The sequence below is a fragment of the Acidobacteriota bacterium genome (assembly GCA_028874215.1).
GTDB lineage: Bacteria > Acidobacteriota > UBA6911 > RPQK01 > JAJDTT01 > JAJDTT01.
In genome coordinates, this window is record JAPPLF010000006.1 from 1 (window position 1) to 25,023 (window position 25,023).

21 protein-coding genes are annotated in these 25,023 nt (G+C 64.1%); 19 read left to right on the forward strand and 2 right to left on the reverse strand.

The window, feature by feature from the left end:
• The first annotated feature begins 455 nt into the window (after positions 1-455).
• The 19 genes from OXT71_00925 to OXT71_01015 all read left to right on the forward strand — a co-directional run bounded on the left by OXT71_00925 (position 456) and on the right by OXT71_01015 (position 23,039).
• Positions 456-1,724, forward strand: coding sequence for an amidase (locus OXT71_00925; protein ID MDE2924946.1), 1,269 nt, complete (start codon positions 456-458; stop codon positions 1,722-1,724).
• On the forward strand, positions 1,721-3,373 hold the full coding sequence (locus OXT71_00930; GenBank protein ID MDE2924947.1) for an HAD-IA family hydrolase: 1,653 nt from the start codon (positions 1,721-1,723) through the stop codon (positions 3,371-3,373). The genes OXT71_00925 and OXT71_00930 overlap by 4 nt, the downstream gene beginning before the upstream one ends.
• Positions 3,374-3,489: 116 nt before the next feature.
• Entirely contained in the window at positions 3,490-4,740 is a 1,251-nt protein-coding gene (locus OXT71_00935; protein MDE2924948.1) for an FAD-dependent oxidoreductase, read from the forward strand.
• A gap of 44 nt (positions 4,741-4,784) precedes the next feature.
• Entirely contained in the window at positions 4,785-5,780 is a 996-nt protein-coding gene (locus OXT71_00940; protein ID MDE2924949.1) for a phosphoglycerate dehydrogenase, read from the forward strand.
• 161 nt (positions 5,781-5,941) lie between these two features.
• On the forward strand, positions 5,942-7,726 hold the full coding sequence (locus tag OXT71_00945) for an ABC transporter ATP-binding protein (GenBank protein MDE2924950.1): 1,785 nt from the start codon (positions 5,942-5,944) through the stop codon (positions 7,724-7,726).
• A gap of 16 nt (positions 7,727-7,742) precedes the next feature.
• On the forward strand, positions 7,743-8,615 hold the full coding sequence (locus OXT71_00950; protein MDE2924951.1) for a YicC family protein: 873 nt from the start codon (positions 7,743-7,745) through the stop codon (positions 8,613-8,615).
• Between the two features lie 66 nt (positions 8,616-8,681).
• The gene (gene gmk / locus OXT71_00955) at positions 8,682-9,308 is read left to right on the forward strand and encodes a guanylate kinase (protein ID MDE2924952.1); all 627 of its coding nucleotides are present in this window, start codon (positions 8,682-8,684) and stop codon (positions 9,306-9,308) included.
• Positions 9,305-9,538: a DNA-directed RNA polymerase subunit omega gene (gene rpoZ, locus OXT71_00960; GenBank protein MDE2924953.1), complete on the forward strand. Its 234-nt coding sequence runs from the start codon at positions 9,305-9,307 to the stop codon at positions 9,536-9,538. The genes gmk and rpoZ overlap by 4 nt, the downstream gene beginning before the upstream one ends.
• A gap of 6 nt (positions 9,539-9,544) precedes the next feature.
• Positions 9,545-10,750 carry a bifunctional phosphopantothenoylcysteine decarboxylase/phosphopantothenate--cysteine ligase CoaBC gene (gene coaBC, locus OXT71_00965; protein ID MDE2924954.1) on the forward strand — a complete coding sequence of 402 codons (1,206 nt, stop codon included), beginning with the start codon at positions 9,545-9,547 and terminating at the stop codon, positions 10,748-10,750.
• Positions 10,751-10,757: 7 nt separating this feature from the next.
• Positions 10,758-11,648, forward strand: coding sequence for a GTPase Era (gene era, locus OXT71_00970; GenBank protein ID MDE2924955.1), 891 nt, complete (start codon positions 10,758-10,760; stop codon positions 11,646-11,648).
• 73 nt (positions 11,649-11,721) lie between these two features.
• Positions 11,722-12,372 (forward strand): uracil-DNA glycosylase, encoded by a 651-nt coding sequence (locus tag OXT71_00975; GenBank protein ID MDE2924956.1) that lies wholly within the window; start codon positions 11,722-11,724, stop codon positions 12,370-12,372.
• A gap of 93 nt (positions 12,373-12,465) precedes the next feature.
• Positions 12,466-14,751: a primosomal protein N' gene (gene priA, locus OXT71_00980; protein MDE2924957.1), complete on the forward strand. Its 2,286-nt coding sequence runs from the start codon at positions 12,466-12,468 to the stop codon at positions 14,749-14,751.
• 108 nt (positions 14,752-14,859) lie between these two features.
• The gene (locus OXT71_00985) at positions 14,860-15,960 is read left to right on the forward strand and encodes a DUF697 domain-containing protein (GenBank protein MDE2924958.1); all 1,101 of its coding nucleotides are present in this window, start codon (positions 14,860-14,862) and stop codon (positions 15,958-15,960) included.
• Positions 15,961-16,085: 125 nt separating this feature from the next.
• Entirely contained in the window at positions 16,086-16,871 is a 786-nt protein-coding gene (locus OXT71_00990) for a hypothetical protein (GenBank protein MDE2924959.1), read from the forward strand.
• Positions 16,872-16,882: 11 nt separating this feature from the next.
• The gene (locus OXT71_00995) at positions 16,883-18,598 is read left to right on the forward strand and encodes a VWA domain-containing protein (protein ID MDE2924960.1); all 1,716 of its coding nucleotides are present in this window, start codon (positions 16,883-16,885) and stop codon (positions 18,596-18,598) included.
• A 42-nt stretch (positions 18,599-18,640) separates the two neighbouring features.
• Positions 18,641-19,414, forward strand: coding sequence for a 3-deoxy-manno-octulosonate cytidylyltransferase (gene kdsB, locus OXT71_01000; GenBank protein ID MDE2924961.1), 774 nt, complete (start codon positions 18,641-18,643; stop codon positions 19,412-19,414).
• Position 19,415: 1 nt separating this feature from the next.
• Entirely contained in the window at positions 19,416-21,068 is a 1,653-nt protein-coding gene (locus OXT71_01005; GenBank protein ID MDE2924962.1) for a CTP synthase, read from the forward strand.
• A gap of 125 nt (positions 21,069-21,193) precedes the next feature.
• Positions 21,194-22,048 carry a 3-deoxy-8-phosphooctulonate synthase gene (gene kdsA / locus OXT71_01010; GenBank protein ID MDE2924963.1) on the forward strand — a complete coding sequence of 285 codons (855 nt, stop codon included), beginning with the start codon at positions 21,194-21,196 and terminating at the stop codon, positions 22,046-22,048.
• Positions 22,038-23,039 carry a KpsF/GutQ family sugar-phosphate isomerase gene (locus tag OXT71_01015; GenBank protein ID MDE2924964.1) on the forward strand — a complete coding sequence of 334 codons (1,002 nt, stop codon included), beginning with the start codon at positions 22,038-22,040 and terminating at the stop codon, positions 23,037-23,039. Before kdsA ends, OXT71_01015 begins: the two co-directional genes overlap by 11 nt.
• Here the strand turns inward: OXT71_01015 and OXT71_01020 are convergent.
• Together OXT71_01020 and OXT71_01025 are read right to left on the reverse strand one after the other, a co-directional pair.
• Positions 22,959-23,726, reverse strand: a complete 768-nt coding sequence (locus tag OXT71_01020) for an ABC transporter ATP-binding protein (GenBank protein MDE2924965.1) — start codon at positions 23,724-23,726, stop codon at positions 22,959-22,961. The genes OXT71_01015 and OXT71_01020 overlap by 81 nt on opposite strands.
• Before the next feature lie 61 nt (positions 23,727-23,787).
• On the reverse strand, positions 23,788-25,023 hold the full coding sequence (locus OXT71_01025) for an ABC transporter permease (GenBank protein ID MDE2924966.1): 1,236 nt from the start codon (positions 25,021-25,023) through the stop codon (positions 23,788-23,790).

Sequence of the window (25,023 nt, forward strand, 5' to 3'; positions counted from 1 at the left end):
AAACAATAACGGCTCTCACGTCCCTTGAATCGACTTGTTCAGACCTTCCCTAAGAACTTTGGCCGACAAACTGTACGCCTGGCTCCCGGTTTGGGCGTGTGCACCACTTGCGCAAAGACCCATGAGAACCCCTGCCATCGTTTTTCCGAACCAAGCCTGCATCACGACCTCCATTTCGGAAATGTGCGGTTGCACCCCGGCGCATCGCCCGCCTCGGCTTTCCGGAGAACTGTTACCGAATATCCATCTTTGAGCACAACCCGTCAATCCAAGACCCGCGAAAAACAATGCAGCCCGAGGACTGCGTCGATGTCGGCCGACACCACATACTCCCGGTATACTCCCTCCGGAACGCCTTGTCCGGCGGGTGCAGGAACGGTCCCGGTACTGGCGGGACTTTCACCACGGACTGCTGAGCGCGAATATCGAGAACTGGTTCGACTGGAGTGAATGTCATGATTCCGGGAAGCGATCCGAAGGAGTTTGAATCCCGTTTGGAGGCGGTTCGGGCCTGGGAGCCCCGAGTGCGGGCTCTGGTGGATTGGAATGAGGCGTCCGCCCGGCAGCGCTTTGCCGCGGCCGGGTCCGGCCCGTTGGCGGGATGGTCCCTGGGTGTGAAGGACATCGTGGACGTGGAGGGGCTGGTGACGCGCTCCAACGCCGGCTTCGTTCCCTGGCGCCCCGCCGCCCGGGACGCCGCCGTGGTCGAAACCCTCCGGGCCCGCGGCGCCTTCGTCCTCAGCAAGACGGTGACCACCACGTTCGCCTATTTCGATCCCGGACCCACCGGAAACCCCTGGAACCCGGATCACACGCCGGGCGGCTCCAGCAGCGGCTCGGCCGCCGCCGTCGCCTGCGGGATGATCCGCTTGGGATTGGGGAGTCAAACGGTCGCCTCCGTCAACCGGCCCGCCAGCTATTGCGGGGTCGTGGGCCTGAAGCCTTCCTATGGGCGGATTCCCATCGAAGGCGTTTTCCCCTTCGCTCCCAGCTTCGACACCCTCGGGTTCTTTACGGCTGATGTTGCCGATGCCCTGGAGGCATACCAGGTCTTCTCCGGCGAGCCGCCGGCGTCGCCGCCGGCGTCGATCCGGGTCGGCCTGCTGCCCGACCAGAAGGTGAAGGCCGCCGATCCGGAGATGCTCTCGGCTTTGGCGCAGGTGGGACGCCGGCTGGAATCGGCGGGACTGCAAGTGTCTTCCGCCGAGCTGCCTTCCTGCTGCGAGGAGGCCCACGACAACCACTGGACGCTGGTGGCGGCCGAAGCTGCGGTGGTGCACGGTGGCCTGTACCGGGTCTTTGGAGATTCCTATCCTCCCAAATTGAGGGCCTTGATCCGGAGGGGCGCCAGGGTCGCGGCGTCGGAGTTGGAGCGGGTCCGGAGCCACCGGAAACGCGTCCGGACGGAGGTCGAACGCCTCTTCGGTGAGTTCCATGTCCTCTTGTGTCCTTCGGCGCCGGGAGCGGCGCCGGCCGGAATCGAAGCCACCGGAGACCCTCGCTTCAGCCTGATCTGGACCTATACGGGGCTGCCCACGCTGACTCTGCCCTATGGCCTCTCCGAGGCGGGACTTCCCCTGGGCTTCCAGTTGGTGGCGCCCCCGAACCGGGAGGCGGACCTTCTGGCCATCGGCCGAAAAATGGAGGCCGTCTTCGAATTCGCGAGGCGGCATCCCTTGAGGCTTCATGGCGAGACGGCGGCCCGCCGTAGTGCAGGCGAGTGAAGGACACTCCGATTCGGACCATCCGGGCGATCCTCTTCGATTTCGACGGCACTCTCACGCGGCCGGGTTCCCTCGACTTCCAACAACTGCGGCAGGAACTGGCGAGTCCGGCGGGCGCCCCCATATTGGAATACATTCAGGGACTGCCTCCGGATCGCCGCCGGCACTGCTTGAGTGTCCTCGACCGCTTCGAGACGGAGGGCGCGGTCCGGTCGCGGCCCAATGAAGGCGCCGAGGAGTTGATTCGGGAGCTTCAGGCGCGGCGGCTGCCATTGGCCGTCGTGAGCCGGAACAGCCGCGGTGCGGTCGTCCGTGCGCTGGAAAACTTTCCCTCCATCGGCCTCTCCGATTTCAACGTCATCATCACCCGGGACGATGACATCCTGCCCAAGCCGCACCCCGAGGGGATCCGGCTCGCAGCCGGGAAAATGGGAGTCAGTGCCGCCGAGACGCTGGTGGTGGGAGATTTCCACTTCGACATAACCGCCGGCTTCCGAGCCGGGTCCCCCACGGTCTTCCTCACCAATGGCCGGATGGAGCCGCCCGGGACCCCGGCCCCGGACTACGTGGTCGAGAATCTGTCCCAGGTGGGGGCCCTGGTCCGCGAGCGGTCTCCCCTGGCGGCGGGAAAGCTCCCCAACGAACTGCTCGACCGGATCCTGAATGAGCGGGAGCCGGGTGATCCTTCGCTTCTCATCGGTCCCGGCGTGGGAGAGGATACGGCCGCCGTGGCATTGGGCAGGGAGGATGAGGTCCTGATCCTGAAGTCGGACCCCATCACCTTCGCCACCGACGAGATGGCGTACTACACCCTGGTGGTCAACGCCAACGACGTGGCCACGTCCGGGGGCACTCCCCGCTGGCTGTTGACAACGCTCCTGTTCCCTCCGGGAACCACCGGCGAACAGGTCAAACGGCTCATGGCGAGTCTCCGGCGCTGGTGCGGCCGGCTGGGAGTGACTCTCTGCGGAGGGCACACCGAGGTCACCGACTCGGTCACCAAACCGGTGGCGGTCGGGCAGATGGTGGGAACCGCCACCCGGAGCCGGCTCGTGGACAAGAGCCGGATGCGCCCCGGTGACCAGATCCTGTTGACCAAGGCATTGGCGGTGGAGGGGACTGCCATCCTGGCCCGTGAATTCCGTCCGGCCCTGGAAAGCCTGGGAGTTCCCGCCGACGAGGTCTCCCGTTGCGAACAATTCCTCTTCTCCCCCGGAATCAGCGTCCTGGAGGAGGCGGAGACGGTTCTGGAGTCGGGAGGAGTTTCGGCTCTCCACGACGTGACCGAAGGAGGAGCGGCGACGGCCCTGGACGAATTGACCCGTGCCGGGCGCCATCGCATTCGCGTCCGGGCCGACCGGATTCCCGTCTTCCCCGAGACGGCCCGGATTTGCCGCCTGCTGGGCATCGATCCCCTGGGGCTCATCGGCTCCGGCAGCCTCATCATCGTCTGCCGGGCCGATTCGCGCCAGCGGCTGGAGGGAGCACTGGAAGACCGGGGCATTCAGGCCACCTGGGTGGGGGAGGTTCTGGGTCCCGGTGCCGGAGTCGAAGCGGTGGACGGCGAAGGCGAATCCCTCCCCTGGCCTCATTTCGAGACCGACGAACTGCCGCGAGCCATCGAGAAACTGCAGCGGATCAAGATCTGAGGAATGGCGGACGAACGCCTCCCCGTCTCATCTCCCGCGGTTCGAGGGCTTGTCTTGGAACCGTCCCGGGTGTAGGTTGCGCGGGCGTTGAGGCCAAGATCGAAGGTGAAAGGCGGATGACGGAGAAAACCGACGTTCTCGTCATCGGCGGCGGCGTCATCGGCGTCTGCTCCGCTTACTTCCTGGCACAGCGGGGATGCGCCGTCACCCTGGTCGAAAGGGGAGAGATCTGCTCCGGGAGTTCCTACGGGAATTCCGGGCTGATCGTCCCCAGCCACTCGGTCCCCCTGGCCGCTCCGGGGGTGTTGAGCCAGGGTCTTCGATGGCTGCTGGACCCGGTCAGCCCCTTCTACATCAAGCCCCGCCTCGACCTCGACCTGGTGCGCTGGCTCTGGTGGTTTCAACAGGCCTCCCGGGACGAACCAATGAGGAAGGGGATCCCCGTTCTCCGGGATCTCTCGAATGCCAGCCTGGAATTGTATCGGGGCCTGGCGGACCGGGGAGAACTGGAGTTCGGTTTCCGGCAAAAGGGGTGGCTGCAGATCTTCCGGTCCGAGCGGCTTCTGGCCAAAGCCCTGGCGGAAGCCCGGCTCCTGAGGGAGTTCGGTCTCGAATCCACTCTGCTGGACACGGTTCGGGTGCGTGAGATGGAGCCGAACGTGCAGCCGTCCATCATCGCCGGAATCCACTTTCCCGAAGACGCCCATCTGATCCCGCACCGGTTCGTCCACCAGATGGCGGATGCCGCCCGCCGCGCGGGGGCGGTCTTCCGGACCGGGACCGAAGTGCTGGAAATGAAGACCTCCAGGACGCGGGTCACGCGGGTGGTGACCACGAGAGGGGACCTGCGGCCGGAACAGGTGGTGCTCGCCGCCGGATCCTGGTCTCCCCTGGTGGCTCGAACCGTGGGGCTGGATGTCCCCGTGCAGCCCGCCAAGGGGTACAGCGTGACGGTCAGGGCTCCCGCCAACACGCCACGGGTCCCCTTGATGCTGGCGGAGGCCAAGGTGGCCGCCACTCCCATGGGAGACAAGCTGCGCTTCGGCGGAACCTTGGAACTGGCCGGTCTGGACCTTTCGGTGAACCTTCCCCGTGTCCAGGCTATCCTGCGGGCCGCCCGGACGCATCTGGCCGGCATGAAGGAGTTGGACCTGCACGAAATCTGGAGAGGCCTGCGGCCGCTGACTCCGGACGGGCTTCCCTTCATCGGGCGGACCCGGAAGTGGAACAACCTGTTGTTGGCGACGGGCCACTCCACCATCGGCATCTCTCTGGGGCCCGTCACGGGAAAACTGATCTCGGAAATCGCCGCCGGGGAGGGCGCCGGCCAGGACCTGTCCCGCCTGGAACCGGAGCGCTTCCATTGAAGTCCCGCGGCAAGTGAATCGGACCATTCATCGAGGAAAAAACCATGCCGAAAGTAATGATCACCCCCACCAGCATGCAGCATCGGCCTTCTCCCTTCGCCGGCCTTCTGGAACGGGCCGGCTTCGAGGTGCGCTATCCCACCAACCCGGAATTGGTCATGGGTCTGACGGGTGACGAGGAGACCATCCGTCAGTTGAAGGGGATCGAGGCCATCATCGCGGGCGGGGAGTATTTCACGCCTGCGGTCCTGGACGGTCTACCGGAACTGCGAGTCATCGCCCGGGCCGGCGTCGGTTTCGACCGGGTGGACGTCGCCGCCGCGACCCGGCGGGGAATCCCGGTCACGGTGACGCCCTCGGCCAATCATGAGGCGGTGGCCGAGCACGCCATCACCCTGCTGCTGGCCACGGTCCGCTCCATCGTCTCCACTTCCAGGCAGATCGCGGCGGGACGATGGCCGCGCCGGACGCTGGGCACGGTGAGAGAAAAAACCTTGGGAATCGTGGGGCTGGGGCGGATCGGCCGCAGCACGGCGGTCCGGGCCATCCCGCTGGGCATGAAGGTGGTGGCCCACGAGATCTTCCCGGACCAGGAATTCGTTCGCGCCCACGGCATCGAACTGCTGAGTTTCGAACAACTCCTGGAGAGGTCGGATTTCATCACCCTGCACTGTCCGCTGACGGACCGGACCCGGCACTTCTTCGGGAAGGAGGCGTTCGATCGAATGAAGCCGGGGAGCATTCTCATCAACACGGCTCGAGGTCCGTTGGTCAATGAGACGGACTTGCTGGAAGCCTTGAGGTCGGGGCGGCTTCGGGCTGCCGGCCTCGACGTCATGGAGCAGGAGCCGCCGGATCCGGACAATCCCCTGCTGCGGATGGCCAACGTTCTGGTCACGTCTCACCAGGCCGGCGGCGACGAGGCCTCGGTGATCGCCATGGGGATGGAAGCCGCCGAGTGCGTCATCGCCCTGTGGCAGGGAGATTGGCCCGAAGGGGCGGTGATCAACGACGAATTGAAGTCCGGCTGGAAGTGGTGACGGGAGCGGCGGTTTCCCACCGGGGCGGCGGTTTCCTAACCGCCGATTCCCACACCGGGGCGGCGGTTTCCCAACCGCCCATTCTTGGAACATTGCGAAATGTGTCCCGCGGGCGATTTGGAAATCGCCCCTCCTTTTCCCGTTCCGGTTAGAATCCCTGCGTGCCGGACCTGCGAAAGCTGATTCCCTACATCCTGCCGACCGCCCATTGGCTTTTCCTGGGCTTCGTTCTGCTGTTCGTCAGCGGCGGTCTGGACGGGCTCATCACGGTGCTGTTGAAGCCGATCTTCGACCAGTTGGCTCCGGAGGCCGGAACGGCAGGGGCGGTCCAGACCAAGTTTGATTTTCTGCAGGAACACCTGGGCGTCGGCGCCGGCAGCCTTCGCCAGATCGCCTTTCTCCTGGTCGGGTTGTCCCTGCTCAAGGCATTCCTCCTCTATTTTGCCGAGTACCTCATGAGTTACAGCGGGCAGAATGTGGTGGCCCTGTTGCGGAATCGGCTCTACGGGCGGCTGCTTCACCAGTCCGCCGCCTTCTTTTCCGATCAACCCACCGGACAGCTCATGTCGCGGGTGCTCAACGACACCGAACGGGTGCTGGAAGCGGCCAGCAAGTCGCTGACCGACTTCCTGCGCCAGGTGTTTCTCCTGCTGTTCTTCCTGGGACTGATCGTCTACATCAACTGGGTGTTGTCCGTGCTGGCGCTGCTCATGGCTCCGGTGGTTCTGGGGTTGGCGGCACGCCTGGGACGGAAGATGAAGGGCGTCAGCCACGAGAGCCAGGAAAACCTGGCGCGGCTGTCCCAATTGTTGCAGGAGACGTTGGCCGGCCAGAAGATCGTCCAGGCCTTCGGCATGGAGAACTACGAGAAGAAACGCTTTCGCCGCTCCATCGGCGACCTGGTCCACGCCAATCTCAAGGGGGCCCGGCTCTCGGCCCTGGCATCGCCCATGGTCGAGTTCCTCGGATACGCTTCCTTCGTGCCGTTTTTGTTCTACGCCAACCGGCAGGTTCAGGAAGGACTGGGGATCGGGATCCTGGTGGTTTTCCTGGCGGCCCTGTTTCGCCTTTATGAGCCGGTCAGGAAACTCTCCAGAATGCACCTGAATTTTCAACAGGCTTTCGCAGCGTCCAGCCGGATCTTCGACCTGCTGGGCTCGCAAATCGGGGTGAAAGACGTTCCCGCGGCCGTTGAAATCGCCCCGTTTTCCCGATCCGTCGCCTTCGAGAACGTCTCCTTCCGCTACCGGCAGGGCGACGTTTCCGTGCTGCGGCGGATCAATCTGAACCTGGCCCGCGGCGAGATCCTGGCGCTGGCGGGGACCAGCGGAGCCGGCAAGAGCACACTGGCCAGCCTTCTTCCCCGTTTCCATGACCCCTCTGCGGGACGGATCTCCATCGACGGCACGGACATCCGGACGGTCTCCCTCCATTCCCTGCGGCGGCAGATCGCCCTCGTTCCCCAGGAGACCTTTCTGTTCGACGACACGATCCGGAACAACATCGCGTACGGGCTTCCCGGCTGCGGCGATGCCCAGGTCAGAAGAGCGGCCCGCATGGCATTCATCCATGAATTCATCGAAACCCTGCCCGCAGGCTACGAAACCCGTATCGGCGAGCGGGGAACCCGGCTCTCCGGGGGCCAGCGGCAGCGGGTCGCCATTGCCCGGGCGTTGCTGAAGGATGCCCCCATCCTGATTCTGGACGAGGCGACCTCCGCCCTGGACGCCGAGTCGGAGCGGTTGGTCCAGGAAGCCCTTCTGAATCTCCTCCGCGAGAGGACCGCCGTGGTCATCGCTCACCGCCTGTCTACAGTGCTCCTGGCGGATCGGATCGCACTCATGGAGGAGGGCCGGATCGTGGACGTGGGAGGCCATGAGACTCTTCTGGAGCGCTCCGCCTCCTACCGCCGGCTGCACAGGCTGCAGTCTGAACCGCAAGCATGAAACCGACGGAGAGACCATGTACAGCATGACCGGTTTTGGACAAGCGGAAAGGACCCTCGAGACCATGGAAGTCTCGGTGGAGGTCCGGACCCTCAACGGCCGATACCTGGACATGAAGCTGAGACTCCCGCGCGGAGCCAGGTTCCTGGAAGCACGAATGCGCCAGGTCGTCCGGGGGAAACTGGGCCGGGGCCGGGTGGACCTGTCGCTGGAGATCACCTGGAAATCCCAGGCCCGTTACCGGATCGACGATGACCTGGTGAAGAACTACCTGGCGATGGTGGAGCGCCTCCGGTCCCTGGGCGTCGGCGGAGAGCTGGACGCGGCCGACTGTCTGCGGCTGTCCGGCACGCTGGTTGCCAACCAGCCGGGAGCCGAGATCCAACAATGCGCCGACGATCTGTTGGCAGTGGCCGGCGAGGCCCTGGATCGGGTCGTGGAAGCCCGCCAGGCGGAAGGAGCGCGATTGCTCGAAGACCTGACGGCGCGGATCCAGTCCCTCGAAAGGACGGTCAAGGAGATTGGAGGACACGCCGCAGAGGTGTTCGATCTGGCTCGCGCCAAGTTGACGAAACGCTTGGAGGAGATGAACCTCTCCTTTTCTCCGGATCAGGGCCGCCTGGCCGAAGAGATCGCGTACTATGCCGCCCGGGCGGAGATCTCCGAGGAGATCACCCGCTTGCGCAGCCACCTGGGCCGTTTCTCCCATCAGCTCCGGGAGCCGGGATCCGAACCCAGGGGAAAGAACCTGGATTTCCTGTGCCAGGAAATGCACCGGGAAGTGACGACCATCCTGGCCAAGAGCTCTCTGCCCCACGTCTCGAGCCTGGCCCTGGAGGCGAAGGGCGAGGTCGAGAAGGTCCGGGAACAGGTCCAGAATGTAGAATAACGGTTCGCGGTCCGGCGTCGGGGAGCCCGGCCGATCATCGAGCGTTTCGGAGGCGAAATCCACGCCATGGCAGGCAGATTGATCGTTATGAGCGGCCCCTCGGGAGCCGGCAAGACCAGTCTGGGCCGGGCCCTGGTGGAGCAGGTCGAGCGGATCCGCTTCTCCGTCAGTCACACCACGCGGCAGCCGCGGCAGGGCGAACGTCACGGCGTCGAATATTTTTTCGTCTCCGAACCCGAATTCCGCGAGATGGTGGCCCGTGACCGGTTTCTGGAGCATGCCCGGGTTCACGGCCACTACTACGGCACTTCCCGTGAGTGGGTCAGAGACTGTCTCGATTCGGGAAAGGACGTGTTACTGGACATCGACGTGCAAGGGGCTCGCCAGATCATGGATCAGGTTCGGGACGCGCTGACGATCCTGATCCTTCCGCCATCCAGGCGGGAACTGGAGCGCCGCCTGACCCACAGGGGGCAGGATCGCCTGGCGGTCATCCGGCGGCGCATGGAGCGGGCGGCCGAGGAGGTTGGCGCCTACAACCAGTACCGATACGCTATAATCAACGATTCCCTCAAGGACGCCTTGCTGGAGTTGAAATCGGTGGTCGGTTCCCACGAATCCGATTCCGGCGCCCCGGTCCGGAACACCAGGCGGATCCAAGAGGTGGTAGGAACGTTCAAGGAGGCCCAATGATCATAGACATTCCCGACGAGTACGACAGCAAGTTCCGATTCATTCTGGTGGCGGCCGAGAGAGCCAAGCAGCTACAGAACGGCTACCCTCCCATGGTCGACGAGAAGTCCCCGAAGCCGGCCCACATCGCTATCCAGGAGGCGCAACAGGGACTCATCACCTGGGAAATCCTGGAGGAAGCGGACGAGGAAGCGGACGAGATCGAATTCGACGGCGGCGAAGCCTACTGAGTTCCCATGCGAATCGTTCTGGGCGTCACCGGCTGCATCGCGGCCTATAAATCCGCCGTCATCCTGAGATTGCTTCAGGAGGGGGGGTGCGAGGTGCTCCCGGTGATGACCGAGCATGCCAAGAGATTCCTGGGGCCACTGACCCTGGAGAAGCTCTCGGGGAACCGCGTTGTGGACAGCCTGTTCCGGGATTCCTCGGCGGCCATCGAACATATCGCCCTGGCCCGCAGCAGCGAACTGTTGCTGGTGGCGCCGGCGACGGCCAACACGCTGGCCAAGTTCGCCCACGGCATCGGGGACGACTTTTTGAGCACCCTCTATATTTCCACCGTCACTCCCACCGTCGTGGCTCCCGCCATGAACGTCGAGATGTGGCGCCATCCCGCGACGCAATCCAATCTGGAGATTCTGCGCGGGCGCGGAGTCTCCGTGGTGGAGCCGGAAGCGGGCTACCTGGCTTGTGGAGAAGTGGGGGAGGGGCGTCTGGCCGAGCCGGAGGTCATCGTCGAACGGGCGCTGCGGATCCTGAGCCGGGGGAAGGGGTTGGAAGGCAAGCGGGTGCTGGTTACTGCCGGGCCCACGGTCGAGGACATCGATCCGGTCCGGTTCCTCTCGAACCGTTCCTCGGGGAAGATGGGGTACGCCATCGCCGCGGAGGCCCAGTCCCGCGGCGCTCGCGTCACTCTGGTTTCGGGGCCGACTCATCTGCCTCCTCCTCCGGGCGTGGAATCGATTGCCGTCCGGTCGGCCGAAGAGATGGCCGCCGCCGTCGGCGGGCGCTTCGAGCGGTCGCAGATCGTCGTCATGGCCGCCGCCGTGGGAGACTTCGCGCCGGTCCGCCGATGCCGGGAGAAGATCAAGAAAGACGAAGGCACTCTCGGCACGCTCCGGCTTCGACCGGTTCGGGACATCCTCATGGAGTTGGGAGAGAAGAAACGAGCCGGCCAGTTCCTGGTGGGCTTTGCCGCCGAGTCCAGCGGTCTCCGGCGAAACGCCGTCGAAAAACTGCGCCGGAAGCGTCTGGACCTGATCGTCGCCAACGACATCTCCCGTCCGGATCGAGGTTTCGCGTCGGACTACAACCAGGTGCTGTTGCTGGACCCGGAGGGAGCGGAAGAGAAATCTCCGCTGCTCACCAAGAGACGGGTGGCCGCCTTCCTGTGGGATCGAATCCAGGACCGGCTGGCATCCCGCCCGGTACAGGTGGCGTGAGCGGCACGTGGCCAAGGTAGGATTCGTCGCCCTGATCGGCCGCCCCAACTCGGGGAAGTCCAGCCTTCTGAACCGCCTCATCCGTTCCAAGGTTTCCATCGTCAGCGACAAACCTCAGACCACGAGGCACCGGATTCTGGGGGTCCTGACCCGGGCGGACTCCCAGATCATCTTCGTGGATACTCCCGGAGTCCATCGCCCCGGCTATCGGCTCAACGAACGGATGATGGGGGCGGTCTACGAAGCGCTGAGGTCCGTCGACCTGGTGCTCCACATGGTGGATGCCTCCGAGCGCTTCGGCAAGGGAGAGAAGTACGTCCTGGACCTGATTCGCCGGATCCGGCAACCTGCGCTCCTCCTGCTCAACAAGGTCGACCTCATCAACAAGGGGCGGTTGCTTCCCATGATGGAGTTCTACCACCAGCGTCACGGCTACCGGGAGATCATTCCCATCTCGGCTCTCAAGGGGGACAACCTGGCGGTCCTGCTGGACCGGATCGCCGGGAACCTGCCCGAACGGGAATTCGAGTATCCGGACGATTACCTGACGGACCAGCCGGAGCGATCCCTGGTGGGAGAGCTCATTCGGGAGAAGGTGTTGGATTGCACCCGGCAGGAGCTTCCCTATTCCACCGCCGTCCTGGTGGAGGAGTTCGACGAAGGACGGCGGACCGACGGCCTGGTGGTGATCCGGGCCTCCATCGTGGTGGAGAAGGCGAGTCAGAAGAAGATCGTCATCGGCCGGGCGGGCCGAATGATCAAGACCATCGGGACGCGGGCCCGCAAGGAGATCCAGCGTTTCCTGGGCGTTCGCAGGGTTGCGCTCGAGTTGCAGGTCAGTGTCGCGCCCGAGTGGAGGAACCGGGAGGGGCTCCTGGATCGGTTCGGTGTGGTTTAAAAGCTTTCCCACGCGGTTTTGGCACCACCTCGTAGTAGACTGAACCCAAGGTTTCCCCGAGGAATCGGCCGGCATGCGTGAACTGGTCCATCAACTGAACTTCTTCAGCGAGTTGGGAGTGACCCATCTCAACCTGAAAAACCTGAATCGGGTTCCGACTCTTCCGGAAATCCGGGAGGAGATGGGAGAGTGCACGAGGTGCAAACTGCACCGGGGGCGCCAAAACATCGTGTTCGGAGTCGGCAACCCCGAAGCCGACCTCATGTTCGTGGGAGAGGCTCCGGGAGCCGACGAAGACGCCCAGGGGATCCCCTTCGTCGGCCGGGCCGGCCAGCTCCTGACCCGCATCATCGAGTCCATCGGCCTGCAGCGGGAACAGGTCTACATCGCCAATATCCTCAAGTGCCGGCCGCCCCGAAACCGGGATCCCCAACCGGACGAGGTCGAATCGTGCGAGGGTTTTCTTTTCCAGCAGATCCAAGCCATCGATCCGCTCCTGGTCGTGGCCCTGGGCAGGTACGCGGCCCAGACGCTGCTTCAGACCCAGACCGCCATATCCCGGATCCGGGGCAAGTTTTATCCCTACCGGGGAGGTCTTCTGATTCCCACGTTCCACCCTTCCTATCTGCTTCGCAACCCGAGGGCCAAACGGGAGGTCTGGGAGGACATGAAGGCGATCCGGGCCAAGCTGACCGAACTGGGAAGCTCCTACTACGCACCGTGACCCCGGTAGCCTGTTCGATCCCGGCTCCGGGATCGGCCTTGGTTTGACCAGGGCCGGCGCCGGCGGGACGTTTCGCACTTGGCCGAGTTTCTCATGCCCGCGAGCCCCCAAGTTGCCCCCGGCCGAGACCCCGAGCAGGACCGGAACGTCCAGGTTGCGGTACCTCTCCCGCTCTTCCGGGAGTTCACCTACCGGGTTCCGGATCGGATGGAGACGCCGCCGGCCGCCGGCACCCGGGTTTTGGTCCCCTTCGGCCACCGGAAACTGGTGGGCATCGTCGTCTCCGGTTCACCCCGGGTCACCGGTCTGGAGTTGAAGAATCTGGAGCGGGTCCTGGATCGGGACCCCATCCTTTCTCCCCAACTGTTGAGTCTCGGCCAATGGGTGGCGCGTTACTACTTCTCGCCTCTGGGAGAAGTCCTGCAGAGCATGCTTCCCCCGGGCCTGCTGTCGAAGCCCTCCTCCACGGTCTCCCGGTCTTGGCCGGTCAAGACCCGGATGGCGATCCGGAGCGTCGATCTTTCCCGGGAATCCGGTCTGACGAGGCGGCAGCGGGAGCTCCTGGCACTGTTGCGCGCCCGGAAGCTCCCGGTCGCGGTGTCCCGATTCGTCCGGGAGGCCGGCACCACCCGCGGCACGCTGAAGGCGATGGCGGCACGGGGCGCCGTGGTGCTGAAGCCGGAGCGGGTCTACCGCTCCCCGTGGCTCGATTCGGACCCGCCCCCGCCGGTCAAGCGTCATTCGTTGAACCCGGATCAGAGCAGGATCCTGGAAGAGATTCGAAGGCGGCTGTCCGGTGGCGGCTTTCACAGCATGCTCATCCATGGAATCACGGGAAGCGGCAAGACGGAGGTCTATCTCAACGCCATTTCCCAGGTGGTTCGAACCGGCGGGAGCGCCTTGATGCTGGTTCCGGAAATCGGATTGACCCCCCAGATCTCCAACCAGTTCCGGGGCTGGTTCGGTTCGGAGGTGGCCATTCTTCACAGCGCCCTCTCCGAGGGGGAGAGGTTCGACCAATGGTTGCGTATTCGGGAGGGAAAGGCCCGGGTCGTGATCGGCACCCGGTCTTCGGTCTTCGCTCCCGTCCCCGACCTGAGAATCGCCATCGTCGACGAGGAGCACGACTCCTCCTACAAGCAGGGGGAAATGCCCAGGTATCACGCCCGGGACGCGGCGTTGAAACGCGGACAATTGGAGCAGGCCCTGGTGGTGCTGGGAAGCGCCACGCCGCAGTTGGAGATCTACCACGTGTCCCGGGACCGGGGACGCCCCCGGCCGGAGGTCCTGCCTCGCAGGGTTCTGGACCGCTCCCTGCCCCAGGTCGAGGTCGTGGATATGAGGCTGGAGTTTCAGAAGCACGGCAAGGCGCTGATCCTCTCGGACCTGCTCAGGGATTCGCTCCGGCAGAGCCTGGAGTGCGGCGACCAGGCGCTGCTCCTGCTCAATCGCCGGGGCTATTCCGCGGCTCTGCTCTGCCGGAGCTGCGGGAACACCGAGCGCTGCCGGAACTGCAGCATCAGCCTGACCTACCATCGAGACCGGAATCGGCTCCTCTGCCACTACTGCGGGTTCACCCGTTCGCTCCCCGCCCGCTGCCGGGATTGCGGCAAGCGGTACATCCACCTGTTGGGGGAAGGGACGGAGAAGGTGCAGGAGGCGCTCCAGGAACTGTTTCCCGAGGCCCGGGTGGGCCGCCTGGACCGGGACACGGTGCGGCGCAAAGGAAGCCTGCAACGGATCCTGTCGGACTTTCGCCGGGGCCGGACCGATGTTCTGGTGGGCACCCAGATGATCGCCAAGGGGCACGACTTCCCGGGAGTCACGCTGGTCGGCGTACTGAGCGCGGACCAGGGCTTGAGGCTGCCCGACTTCCGAGCCGCCGAGCGGACCTTCCAACTCCTGACCCAGGTGGCGGGCCGGGCCGGCCGGGGGGAGCGTGCCGGCCGGGTCGTCATCCAGACCTACTATCCCAACCACTACAGTCTCAAGGCGGCCCGCCGGCAGGACTACCCACTGTTCTTTCAGGAGGAGATCGAGTTCCGGCGCCGATTCCAATACCCGCCCTTCTCGGCCCTGGTCAGCCTTCTGGTCCAGGGTCGGGACCGGGGTTCGACACTCGATTTGGCCCACCGGCTCGGCCGGAGCCTGTTGGAGCACCGAAAACGAATCGGCGCCCATCAGAGGCTGCGGATCCTGGGGCCGGCCCCGGCGCCGCTGGAGCGGATCAAGGGGGAATACCGATTCCAGATTCTGATCAAGGCCGTCCGCCGTCCGGAAGCCCTGGAAGTCGTCCGTTCGAGCCGGGAGGAGCTCTCCCGGAAAGGGGCCAACCTGAAGCAGGTCTCCGTGGACGTGGACCCGGTGAACCTGATGTGAAATCCGTTCATCTGATCGCAATAGGGGCCGGCCGCGCGAGTGTCCTCTGCGGCGCGCCGTCCGCGCCGCAGATTGGAACCGGTTCCAGACGAGAGATACAATTGACTCATGGCCGAGTCATCGCCATTGGGCGCTTCTGAAGCCTATCCGAACCCGGACGACATCTTCCGCAGTATCCGGGGCTGGGCTCCCGAACCGGTCCTCGACCTCCTGGACCAACTGGCTTTCCTTCTGCCGGACGACATCAAGTATCGCCTCAAGACGGTCATGGACACCCTCCCGCGCCAGGGGGACAACATGCAGAAGGTCCTGGAGGTGGTCCGCGGGCAGTGGCGGGAGATCCAGTCGGAGGAGGAGTTGCGGATCAGTGTCGTGGGGATGCCCCAATCGGGGAAGGCGACGCTGATTCGGGCCCTGACCCGGGATCAGGACGAAACGGTGCGGCCCATCTTTCATCCCGTCGGCATCCAGGGAGTGGAAGAGTTCGTCGGATACCGGACGCCGGACCTGACCCGGGACCTGCAGCAGGCGGATTTCATTCTGCTGGTTCTGGACGGCCGCTTCGAAGCCACACTCTCCACGCGGCGCCTCCTGGAGCGGCTTCAGGGTTACGGGACGCCGCTGCTGGTGGTCCTGAGCAAGATGGATCTTGTCCGGCAGCCGAGCCGGATGGTCCGGTCCGCCAGAGGCGTTCTGGGCACCTCCGTGTTCCCGGTTTCCGTGGCCCAGCCGGAGAGACTCGAACGGCTTCTGAAATCGATCGTCTCGGCCCTCCCCAAGGCCCTCTATCCGCTGACGCGAAGCCTGCCCGGGTTCCGCCGGACCATCTGCAATTCCATCGTGACCCAGGCGTCCTTCTCTGCCGCCCTGGTGGGAGCCGTACCCATACCGGTCAGCGACATGTTGCCGCTGAGCGCCATTCAGACGGCCATGATCCTGAAGGTCGCCAGAGCCTTCGGCTATCCGCTGAATCGGAGCCGGGCCCGGGAACTGCTGCCGCTTCTGGTGTCCGGCGCCCTGGTGCGGGAGGGAGGCGACCGGCTGCTGCGGCGGTTTCCGGGGAAGCAGCACCTCTTGCGCGTTTCCTTGGCCGGTGTCTGGACCTTTCTCGCCGGCCAGATCGCGGTCCGTTACTTCGAGGAAATGCGCCGTCACACCCAGCGCCTGGGCGGTGGCGCCCCCGGGGAATTGAGACTGGTCAATTCCTGACCGGTCCAATCTGGACGCCGGGGAGGCCCTGCGGGTTCGTGTGGAGCCCCGCTCCCGCGGAAAGGTTCCGGTGCCGTGGTGAACGATTCGCCGGGTCTGCCCGTCCAATAGACGCGAGGGTCAGCTTGAAGTCCTGGATCTTGAGTCTGGTGGCCGGTCTGATGATGGCTGGGCCGACACTCGGCGCCAAGAAGTTCTGGGAAAAGGTTCCCCACCAGGAATGGAGCCGGGAGCAGGTCTCCAAGATCCTGACCCAGTCGCCTTGGGCCCGCCAGTTCCACATCTCACGAGCCAAGCTCGAGAAGTCCTATCGGCCCGCAGACGATCGCTCGTTGGAAAAAGACCTGGAAGGCCGCCGCGCAGGCTCACCAGGGTCCGTGGGGATCACCTCCCGCGGGGCGTCCGTCTATGTGCAGGACCAGACGGTGTCCAGGCAGTTCGACAGTACCGGCGGCGCCTTCGGTTCGTTTGTTCCGGTGACCGTCCGTTGGGAAACCGCGATGCCTGTGAAGCGGGCATGGTCGCGGATCCCGGAATCGAGCCGGGTGAGGTCAAAAACGGACGACGGGGAGTGGACGGGGAAGGATTCGAGCCATGTTGTCGTCAGCGTGTCGGGTTTGCCGCCGCGGATGATCCCGGTTGAGGCGGCGGAAAAAGATCGGTTCCTGGACGGCGTCAGGTCGCAGTCGTATCTCAAGGCCGGAAAAAGAGCGCGATGGCTGCCCGCCGGCGCCAGGTTGGGAGAAAAACAGCGGTGGGTGGCGTTGTACCTTCTGTTTCCCAGAGAGAGAGCCCGGGAAGTCGAACTGCGCGACAAGACGATCGAGTTCGTCACCAGAATTTCAGACCAGAAAATATCTCGCAAATTCAAACTCAAGGACATGGTCTTTGAGGGGAAGTTGGCCTTTTGAGAGCCCACGGCGTGAGGAGCGTTCAGCGGAATGCCGGCTTCTCATTCGCGGCGTATCTGCTTGTGGTGTTCCTGCTCCCGGGGACTTTGGCGTGGCCTGAATCCGGGCGGCGGCAGGACACGGTCCCCAGATTTCGCGCCGAATCGGAATTGGTGCTGGTCGACCTCGTGGCCACGGATGGCAAGGGCCGATTCGTCGCCGACATCCGTCAGGATGAAGTCGAGGTTCGGGAGGACGGGAAGCGCCGGAAGATCCAGTTGTTCAGGCTGGAACAGGGAGAAATTCCCGCCGGACAACCGGGAGAGCCGTCTCCCGGCGCGTCCCGTTCGCTCCGGGACGTTCCGAAGCGGGGCCAGGGCGGCTACGTCGTTTTCCTGTTGGATCTCCAGACCATGGACCTGGACTCGGCGGAGCGGAGCAAGGGAGCCATTCGGGAGTTTCTGCACTCGGGAATGGATCGTGAAGACCTGGCCATGCTGGTCACGATTCGGCCCGCCTTCCAGGTGGACCAACCGTTCACCCGGGAGCTGGAGAAGCTGGACGCCGCCTTGGATCAGGTTCCCTATCGCCGTGAAGAGGCCAGCCTGGAGGAGTTTGCGGAACGGGTGGATGAGATCTTCAATCGCTTCGGGAGGGATATTCCCCCGGAGGTGCCCGTATCCTACGCGGAAATGGAGGCGCAGCAGTACCTCGCGGACCTGAGAACCCGCCTCGATCTGTCCTGCCGGGCGATCTCCGCCCTTTCCCGATACCTGGGTTCCCTTCCGGGGAGAAAGCGGGTGCTTTACTTCTCGAGAGGTTATGCCGTCAATGCCTACCACAGGGTGTCGGAGATCATCCAGCGAAGGAGAGACCAATTGCATCGTGGGCTGCACAGGCCGCGGGCAGCCAGTTTGTCCAAGCTCAGGATCGGCAACATGGCCTCCATCTACGCCAGGAGCCTCCGCTCCGCCGTGGATCAGGCCAATCGCAACCAGGTGTCGGTCTACAGCATCGACCCCCGGGGCCTGATGCTGGCGCCCTTCCAGCACAGCACGTACTTCGACATCGGAGACATGGAGTCGACTCAAGAGTTCCTGGCCACCCTGTCCGACGACACGGGAGGCCTCCTTCTCACCAACGAAAACGAACTCGTCGATCCCATACGGACGGCCTATCGGGACAGCCGGTCCTACTACCTTCTGGGTTACGTTCCCGATGCCGAGTTGGAGGACGGCAAGTTTCACCGGATCGAAGTCAAGGTGAAACGAAAGGGCCTGAAGCTCCGGTACCGCCGGGGATATGAGACCGTGGCTCCGGAGAAGGCGGCCCAGTCCAACTTGAGCAACGCCTTCAAGTTTCCCGACCTCTACCGGGACTTTCCGTTCCGGCTCGCCGTCCGCCGCGACGGCGGACAATGGGTGGTGCGACCTCTTATTCCCAAGCAGGCGCTGACCTTCTCCGACGATGCCGGCCGAAAACGTTGCGACCTGGAGATATTCGGCATTCCCTTCGACGCATCGGGCGAACCGCTGGGAGAGAACTTCCTGTTCGCCAAGGCGCTCGAAATGGATTTCTCGGAGCAGGAACTCGTCTCTTTCCGACAGTACGAGACGTTCAGTCCCTCGCTGGAGACGGCAATTCCGGAGGACGCCCGGAACCTGGTGGTGGTGCTGCGCCAGAGACGGACCGGAATGCTGTCCGCCGCGACCCACATGATCGACACGGACTCGAATCCATCCGAATAGACACCCCTTGCCAGGGGCCGGCGGGCTGGGATACCTTTCCCTATGCGCTTCGTAGGGGTCATTCCGGCCCGGTACGCATCCACGCGCCTTCCCGGAAAACCGCTGCTCAAAGTCGCGGGCAAGACCCTGGTCCACTGGGTTTATCTGAGCGCATTGCAGTCGACTCGGCTGGACCGGATCCTGGTCGCTACCGACGATGAGAGGATTCTTCGATCCGTCCGTTCCTGGGACGGCAATGCCGTCATGACCTCGGACCGGCATCGCAGCGGCACCGAACGGGTGGCGGAAGTGGCGCAGGGGATAAAGGCGGACGTCTTCATCAATCTCCAGTGTGACGAGCCGGCGCTCCCGCCCGCGACCATCGACCGGGTCTGTGCCTGTTTCGACCATGATCCGGAGGTTCAGGTGGGAACGGCTTGCGTTCCTCTTCAGGATCCGGAAGAAGCCTTGGACCCCAACGTGGTGAAGGTGGTGACCGACACGAAGGGCCGGGCACTGTACTTCTCCCGGGCCCCGGTCCCCTACGCGCGGGAGGGCGAGGCTCCTTATTTCAAGCATCTGGGGATCTACGGCTACCGGCGCCGGTTGCTCCTGAATCTGCCCCGGCTTCGCCGGTCTCCATTGGAGGAGATCGAGAAGCTGGAACAGCTCCGGTTCCTGGAGAACCGGATTCCGATTCGGGTCGCCACGGTGGAAGAGGACAGCGTGGGAATCGATACGCGGGAAGATCTGGAACGTGTCAGACCATTCTTTGAAAATGGCTCTTTATTTCCAAATTCGAGAAGCGCGAACTTAGCGGCGGAAGGGGAGAGCTAGGATGGCGACCAAGTTCATTTTCGTGACGGGCGGGGTGTTGAGTTCGCTGGGCAAGGGTCTGGCGTCGGCGGCCATCGGGTGCCTCCTGGAGGCACGCGGCCTGAAGGTGACACTCCTCAAGCTGGACCCGTACATCAACGTCGACCCTGGAACCATGAGTCCGTTCCAGCATGGCGAGGTGTTCGTGACCGACGACGGCGCCGAAACGGATCTGGACCTGGGTCACTACGAGCGGTTCACCAGCGCCAAGATGCGCCGGGACAACAACTCCACAACCGGCAAGATCTACCAGACGGTCATCCGGAAGGAGCGCCAGGGAGAGTACCTGGGAAAGACGGTCCAGGTCATCCCGCACATCACCAACGAGATCAAGGCCACCATCAAGCGGGTGGCGAACGGGGCCGACGTGGTGGTGGTGGAGATCGGCGGAACGGTCGGGGACATCGAGAGCCTGCCTTTCCTGGAAGCGATCCGGCAGATGCGGATCGACGTGGGACACGAGAACTCGATCTTCGTTCACCTGACCCTCGTGCCCTTCATCGAGACGGCCGGAGAGTTGAAGACCAAGCCGACCCAGCACTCGGTGCGGGAGTTGAGAGAGATCGGAATTCAGCCCGACATTCTTCTCTGCCGCACCCGGCAACTGCTTCCCAAGCAGATCAAGCAGAAGATCGCCCTCTTCTGCAATCTGGCTTCAGACGCCGTCATCACGGCCAAGGACGTGGAATGCATCTACGAAGTCCCGTTGGTCTATAGCAAGGAGGGTCTGGACGCCATCATTGCCGATCTCCTCCGCCTGCCGGAGCGCCCCATCGAACTGGGTCCCTGGGAAGATCTCATGGACCGGATCCGAAGTCCCGAAGGAGAAGTGACTATCGGGATCATCGGCAAGTACGTGGGCTTCGAGGAGTCCTACAAGAGCCTCAGCGAGGCCCTGATCCACGGCGGACTTCCGGCCCGGACCCGGGTCCGGCTCCAGTGGGTCGATTCAGAAGGCCTGACCGGGGACGACTACGAATCGAGGTTGGAAGGTCTGGACGCCATTCTAATTCCGGGCGGCTTCGGAATCCGCGGAATCGAAGGGATGATCCGGGCGATCCGGCATGCTCGTGTCCGCCGGATGCCCTGTTTCGGAATCTGCCTCGGGATGCAATGCATCGTGATCGAATTCGCTCGCAACGTCTGTTCCCTGGACGCCAACAGTTCCGAGTTCGATCCCGCGGTCCCGCACCGGGTCATCTACAAGCTGCGGGACCTGCTGGGAGTGGATGCCATGGGCGGCACCATGAGGCTGGGCGCCTATCCCTGCCTGCTGGACGAGGGTTCACTGGCGCGCCGAATCTACGGGGATAGAGAGATCTCCGAAAGACACCGTCATCGCTACGAGTTCAATCGCGAATACGAGGAGATCCTGGTGAGCTACGGACTCCAGGTGTCCGGCAACTCTCCCGACGGGAATTTCGTGGAAATCGTGGAGTTGGAGGATCACCCCTGGTTTCTGGGTTGCCAGTTCCATCCGGAATTCAAGTCCAAGCCGCTGAGCCCCCACCCGCTCTTCGCGAGCTTCATCAAGGCGGCCATCCGTTACCGGCAGGAATCGCGGCTGGCAACGGCCATGCGCCGAAGTCTGGAAGAAGCCGTGACCGTGACTTGATCGAAGCCTTCCTTTCCGGTTCCGGGTTCCGGATCCCGGCAAGGTCTGCCGGATCAGTCCGCCGCAGTGCGACCCCTTTCCCCTCTCTCTTTGCGGTATGATCTGGAGTCGCCGTGAGAAGACGGATGGACTTCCGCAAATGGCGGCTCGGCGCCCGGCAGCCTTTTTTTCTCATCGCAGGTCCCTGCGTCATCGAAAGCGAAGAACACGCCCTGGGTGTCGCCGCCCGGCTCCGGGAAATCACGTCCGCTCTGGACGTCCCCTTCATCTTCAAGGCTTCCTACGACAAGGCCAACCGGACTTCCATTCGCTCCTTTCGGGGCCCGGGCCTGGGCCGCGGCCTGGAGATCCTGGGACGAATCCGCCGCGAGTTGGGTGTTGCGGTCACGTCCGACGTGCATGAACCCGGACAAGTGGGCCCGGCGGCGGAAGTCCTGGACCTCTTGCAGATTCCCGCTTTCCTCTGCCGTCAAACCGATCTCATCGTCGCGGCGGCCGCCACGGGAAGACCGGTCAACATCAAGAAGGGACAGTTTCTGGCGCCCGGAGATCTGGTTCACGCGGTCGAGAAGGCCCGAAGCACGGGCAATCGGGACCTGTTCGTCACCGAACGGGGAACCAGCTTCGGATACAACAACCTGGTTGTCGACTTCCGGTCGCTCCCGCTGCTGAGAAAACTGGGCGTACCGGTGGTCTTCGACGCCACCCACAGCGTCCAACTGCCCGGTGGAGCCGGCGGATCCAGCTCCGGCGAGAGCGGTTTCATCCCCTATCTGGCGCGCGCGGCTGTGGCGGTGGGTGTGGACGGGCTCTTCATGGAGGTGCATCCGGAGCCGAAGCGGGCCCTGAGCGATGGCGCCAACGCATTGCAGATCGATCTGCTCAAAGGTATGTTGACGCAACTTTGCCGGCTCGACGCACTGACCAGGGAAGCCGGATTCGAGCCGTTGAAACCTGGGGAGGACGGTCGTGCAAGCTGAGACCGCGCCGAGTCGAAATGCCGGGACCAGCCGGTCCCGGGAGACGGCCCGGAGAGTCCTGGAGACGGAGGCCGAGGCGGTCGCGGCTCTCATTCCCCGTCTCGACCATCGTTTCGACCGGGCCATCGAGCTGCTGGCTTCCTGCACCGGGCGGGTGGTTCTCACCGGCATGGGAAAATCGGGCATCATCGCCCGGAAGATCGCCGCGACCCTCTCCAGCACCGGGACGCCCGCCCTGTTCGTCCATCCCGCCGACGCCATCCATGGCGACCTGGGCATGTTGGCCGAAAGGGATCTGGCCGTTGCCGTTTCCAACAGCGGCGAGACTCACGAGTTGGTGCGTTTGCTTCCCACCCTCAAGCGGCTCGGCGTTCCCCTTATCGGCCTGGTGGGAGAGATGGAATCGACGCTCGCCCACTACTCCGACGTGGTTCTGAACGTGGGAGTGGACCGGGAGGCTTGCGCGCTCGGCCTGGCCCCCACGGCATCCACGACCGCCGCCCTGGCCTTGGGGGACGCGTTGGCCGTCGTTCTCTCGGAGCGAAAGGGACTGCGGCCACGGGACTTCGCGCGGCTCCATCCGGGCGGGGGGCTGGGCAGCCGGTTGATTCTGGTGTCCGATCTCATGCACCGGGGGGATGAGATTCCCAAGGCCGCAGCGTCCACCTCCATGAAGGAGGTGATCGACGAGATCAGCCGGAAGGGACTGGGCATCGCCGGAATCGTGGCGGAAGACGGCCGGCTCGCGGGGGTCATTTCGGACGGTGACTTGCGCCGCATGCTGCAGAGTCGAGGCGGATCGATCCTCGCCTGCACCGCCGCCGAGTGCATGACTCCGAACCCCGTCACCATCGGAGGCGACGAGCTGGCCACCAAGGCGCTGAACCTCATGGAGAGGAAGAGAATCACTTCACTGCCGGTGCCGGACGGCGACGGAAGGCTCGTGGGAATCATTCACCTCCATGACCTCTGGCGGACCGAGATGTTCTGATCCTTCTGGTCCGCGCAGCTTCTCGTCCCGTGTGATCTTGCCGTCGAGCAACTCGATCACGCGATGAGCGCGCTCGGCGATGCCGGGGTCGTGGGTGACCAGAACGATGGTGTTGCCTTTTCGGTGGAGGGCATCGAAGAGGTTCAGGATCTCCCGGCCGGTGCGCGAGTCCAGGTTGCCGGTCGGCTCGTCGGCCAAGAGGATCGACGGACGGTTGACGAGAGCCCGCCCGATGGCGACCCGCTGGCGCTGCCCCCCGGACAATTCGTTGGGCCGGTGGTGGGCCCGGTCCTCCAGTTCCACCTGAGCCAGAATCTCACGGGTTCTGAAACGGCGCCGTGACGCCGGCAGCCGGCTGTAGATGAGCGGCAACTCGATGTTCTTGTAGGCGGAGGCCCGGGCCAGCAGGTTGAAGGTCTGGAAGACGAAGCCGATTTCCTGGTTCCGGACCCGCGCCAGCTCGTCATCGTTCATCGAACTCACCAGTTTCCCGTGAAGGAAGTACTGCCCGCGAGTCGGCGTGTCCAGGCAGCCGATGACGTTCATCAGAGTGGACTTGCCGGAGCCGGACGGCCCCATGATGGCCAGGTACTCGTTCTCTTCGACCTGGAAGCTGAGGTTCCGCAGGGCGTGCACGACCTGGGTGCCCATCCGGTAGCTCTTCCACAGTTCGACGGCGCGAATCAGCACTTTGGAAGTGCGGTCGCGGCCTGCCGCCGTTGCTTCAGGAGCTTCGTGGAGGGGAGCACTATTCATAGCGGAGGGCTTCGATGGGAGAGACGCGGGAGGCCTTTCGGGCGGGGTAGATCCCGAAGACGAGCCCCACGGATGCCGAGACCCCGACCGCCAGCAGGACCGACACGCCGGTGATGGTCGTCGGCCAACCGGCGTAGGTGGAGACCGCGCTGGAGATGGAGGAGCCCAGCAGGACGCCCAGGGCCGCGCCGCTGAGGCTGATGGCCAGGGCCTCCAGCAGGAACTGCCGGCCGATGTCCCGGCGGCGGGCGCCCACCGCCCGGCGCAGGCCGATTTCGTTGGTCCGTTCCAGGACCGAGGCCAACATGATGTTCATGATCCCGATTCCTCCCACCAGCAGGGAAATGGAAGCGATGGCGCCCATGACCAGGTTGAAGATCCGCTGGGTCTGGCGGCTCTGTTCCAACAGGCGCTCCGGAACCACGATGGAGAAGTCGTCGATGTTCCGGTGGGTGCTTGCGACCATGCCGGAGATCACGGCGGCCTGCTCGGAGAGATCCTGGCCCTGGGGAAGCTGGACGACGATCTCGTCCAGTTCGTTCTCCACCGGCTTGCGTTCGTACTTGGCCAGAAGGGTCTCCAGCGGAACGTAGATGTCGTTGTTCACGCTTTCGATCCTGACGCCTTCGAACTCGTCCTTTTCCAGTAGTTGGTCGGCCAGCACTCCCACCACGGTGAACCAGAGCGCATCGATCTTCACCGGTTCTCCCAGTGCCGGATTCAGTCCGAAGAGCTTGCGGCGGGCCGTCTTTCCCAAGACGCAGACCTGGTGGCGCTTGAGTCCGTCCGTGGGCAGAAAGAATGAGCCTTCCACCACTTCCAGATTGGCGGCGAGAGGGTATCCGGCGTCGACTCCCAGGATCCGCGAGTCCGCCCGGCCCAGCGCCGACGCGATCTGGTAGGTCTTGTGTTCCTTCCTGGCATGGATTCGGGTCCCGGCCGGAAGCACCTGCCCCAGCGCCTGGACATCGTGGCGCGTCAGGCCGGGAGAGTCCTGCCGGATGATACGGAGTTCCTCTTCCTCGAATGCCTTGGCCCGGATCAGGACGTTTCGCAGCCCCATCTTTTGGATCAGCGACAGAGCCTCCCGTCCGGCTCCGGCCCCGATGGAGAGCATCGACAGGACGGCGGCCACTCCGAAGATCATTCCCAGCATGGTCAGAGACGTGCGGAGCTTGTGCAGCAGCAGGTTGGAAAGCGCGATCCTGACCGACTCGGCGAAGAACAT

Bases quoted from the DNA above. Each gene is read 5' to 3' on its own strand.
- rpoZ (MDE2924953.1), top strand. From the start codon at position 9,305: ATGATCATAGACATTCCCGACGAGTACGACAGCAAGTTCCGATTCATT.
- OXT71_00985 (MDE2924958.1), top strand. From the start codon at position 14,860: ATGGCCGAGTCATCGCCATTGGGCGCTTCTGAAGCCTATCCGAACCCG.
- coaBC (MDE2924954.1), top strand. From the start codon at position 9,545: ATGCGAATCGTTCTGGGCGTCACCGGCTGCATCGCGGCCTATAAATCC.
- gmk (MDE2924952.1), top strand. From the start codon at position 8,682: ATGGCAGGCAGATTGATCGTTATGAGCGGCCCCTCGGGAGCCGGCAAG.
- OXT71_01005 (MDE2924962.1), top strand. From the start codon at position 19,416: ATGGCGACCAAGTTCATTTTCGTGACGGGCGGGGTGTTGAGTTCGCTG.
- OXT71_00950 (MDE2924951.1), top strand. From the start codon at position 7,743: ATGTACAGCATGACCGGTTTTGGACAAGCGGAAAGGACCCTCGAGACC.
- OXT71_00940 (MDE2924949.1), top strand. From the start codon at position 4,785: ATGCCGAAAGTAATGATCACCCCCACCAGCATGCAGCATCGGCCTTCT.
- OXT71_00975 (MDE2924956.1), top strand. From the start codon at position 11,722: ATGCGTGAACTGGTCCATCAACTGAACTTCTTCAGCGAGTTGGGAGTG.
- priA (MDE2924957.1), top strand. From the start codon at position 12,466: ATGCCCGCGAGCCCCCAAGTTGCCCCCGGCCGAGACCCCGAGCAGGAC.
- kdsA (MDE2924963.1), top strand. From the start codon at position 21,194: ATGGACTTCCGCAAATGGCGGCTCGGCGCCCGGCAGCCTTTTTTTCTC.
- kdsB (MDE2924961.1), top strand. From the start codon at position 18,641: ATGCGCTTCGTAGGGGTCATTCCGGCCCGGTACGCATCCACGCGCCTT.
- OXT71_00935 (MDE2924948.1), top strand. From the start codon at position 3,490: ATGACGGAGAAAACCGACGTTCTCGTCATCGGCGGCGGCGTCATCGGC.
- OXT71_00925 (MDE2924946.1), top strand. From the start codon at position 456: ATGATTCCGGGAAGCGATCCGAAGGAGTTTGAATCCCGTTTGGAGGCG.
- OXT71_01025 (MDE2924966.1), bottom strand. From the start codon at position 25,023: ATGTTCTTCGCCGAGTCGGTCAGGATCGCGCTTTCCAACCTGCTGCTG.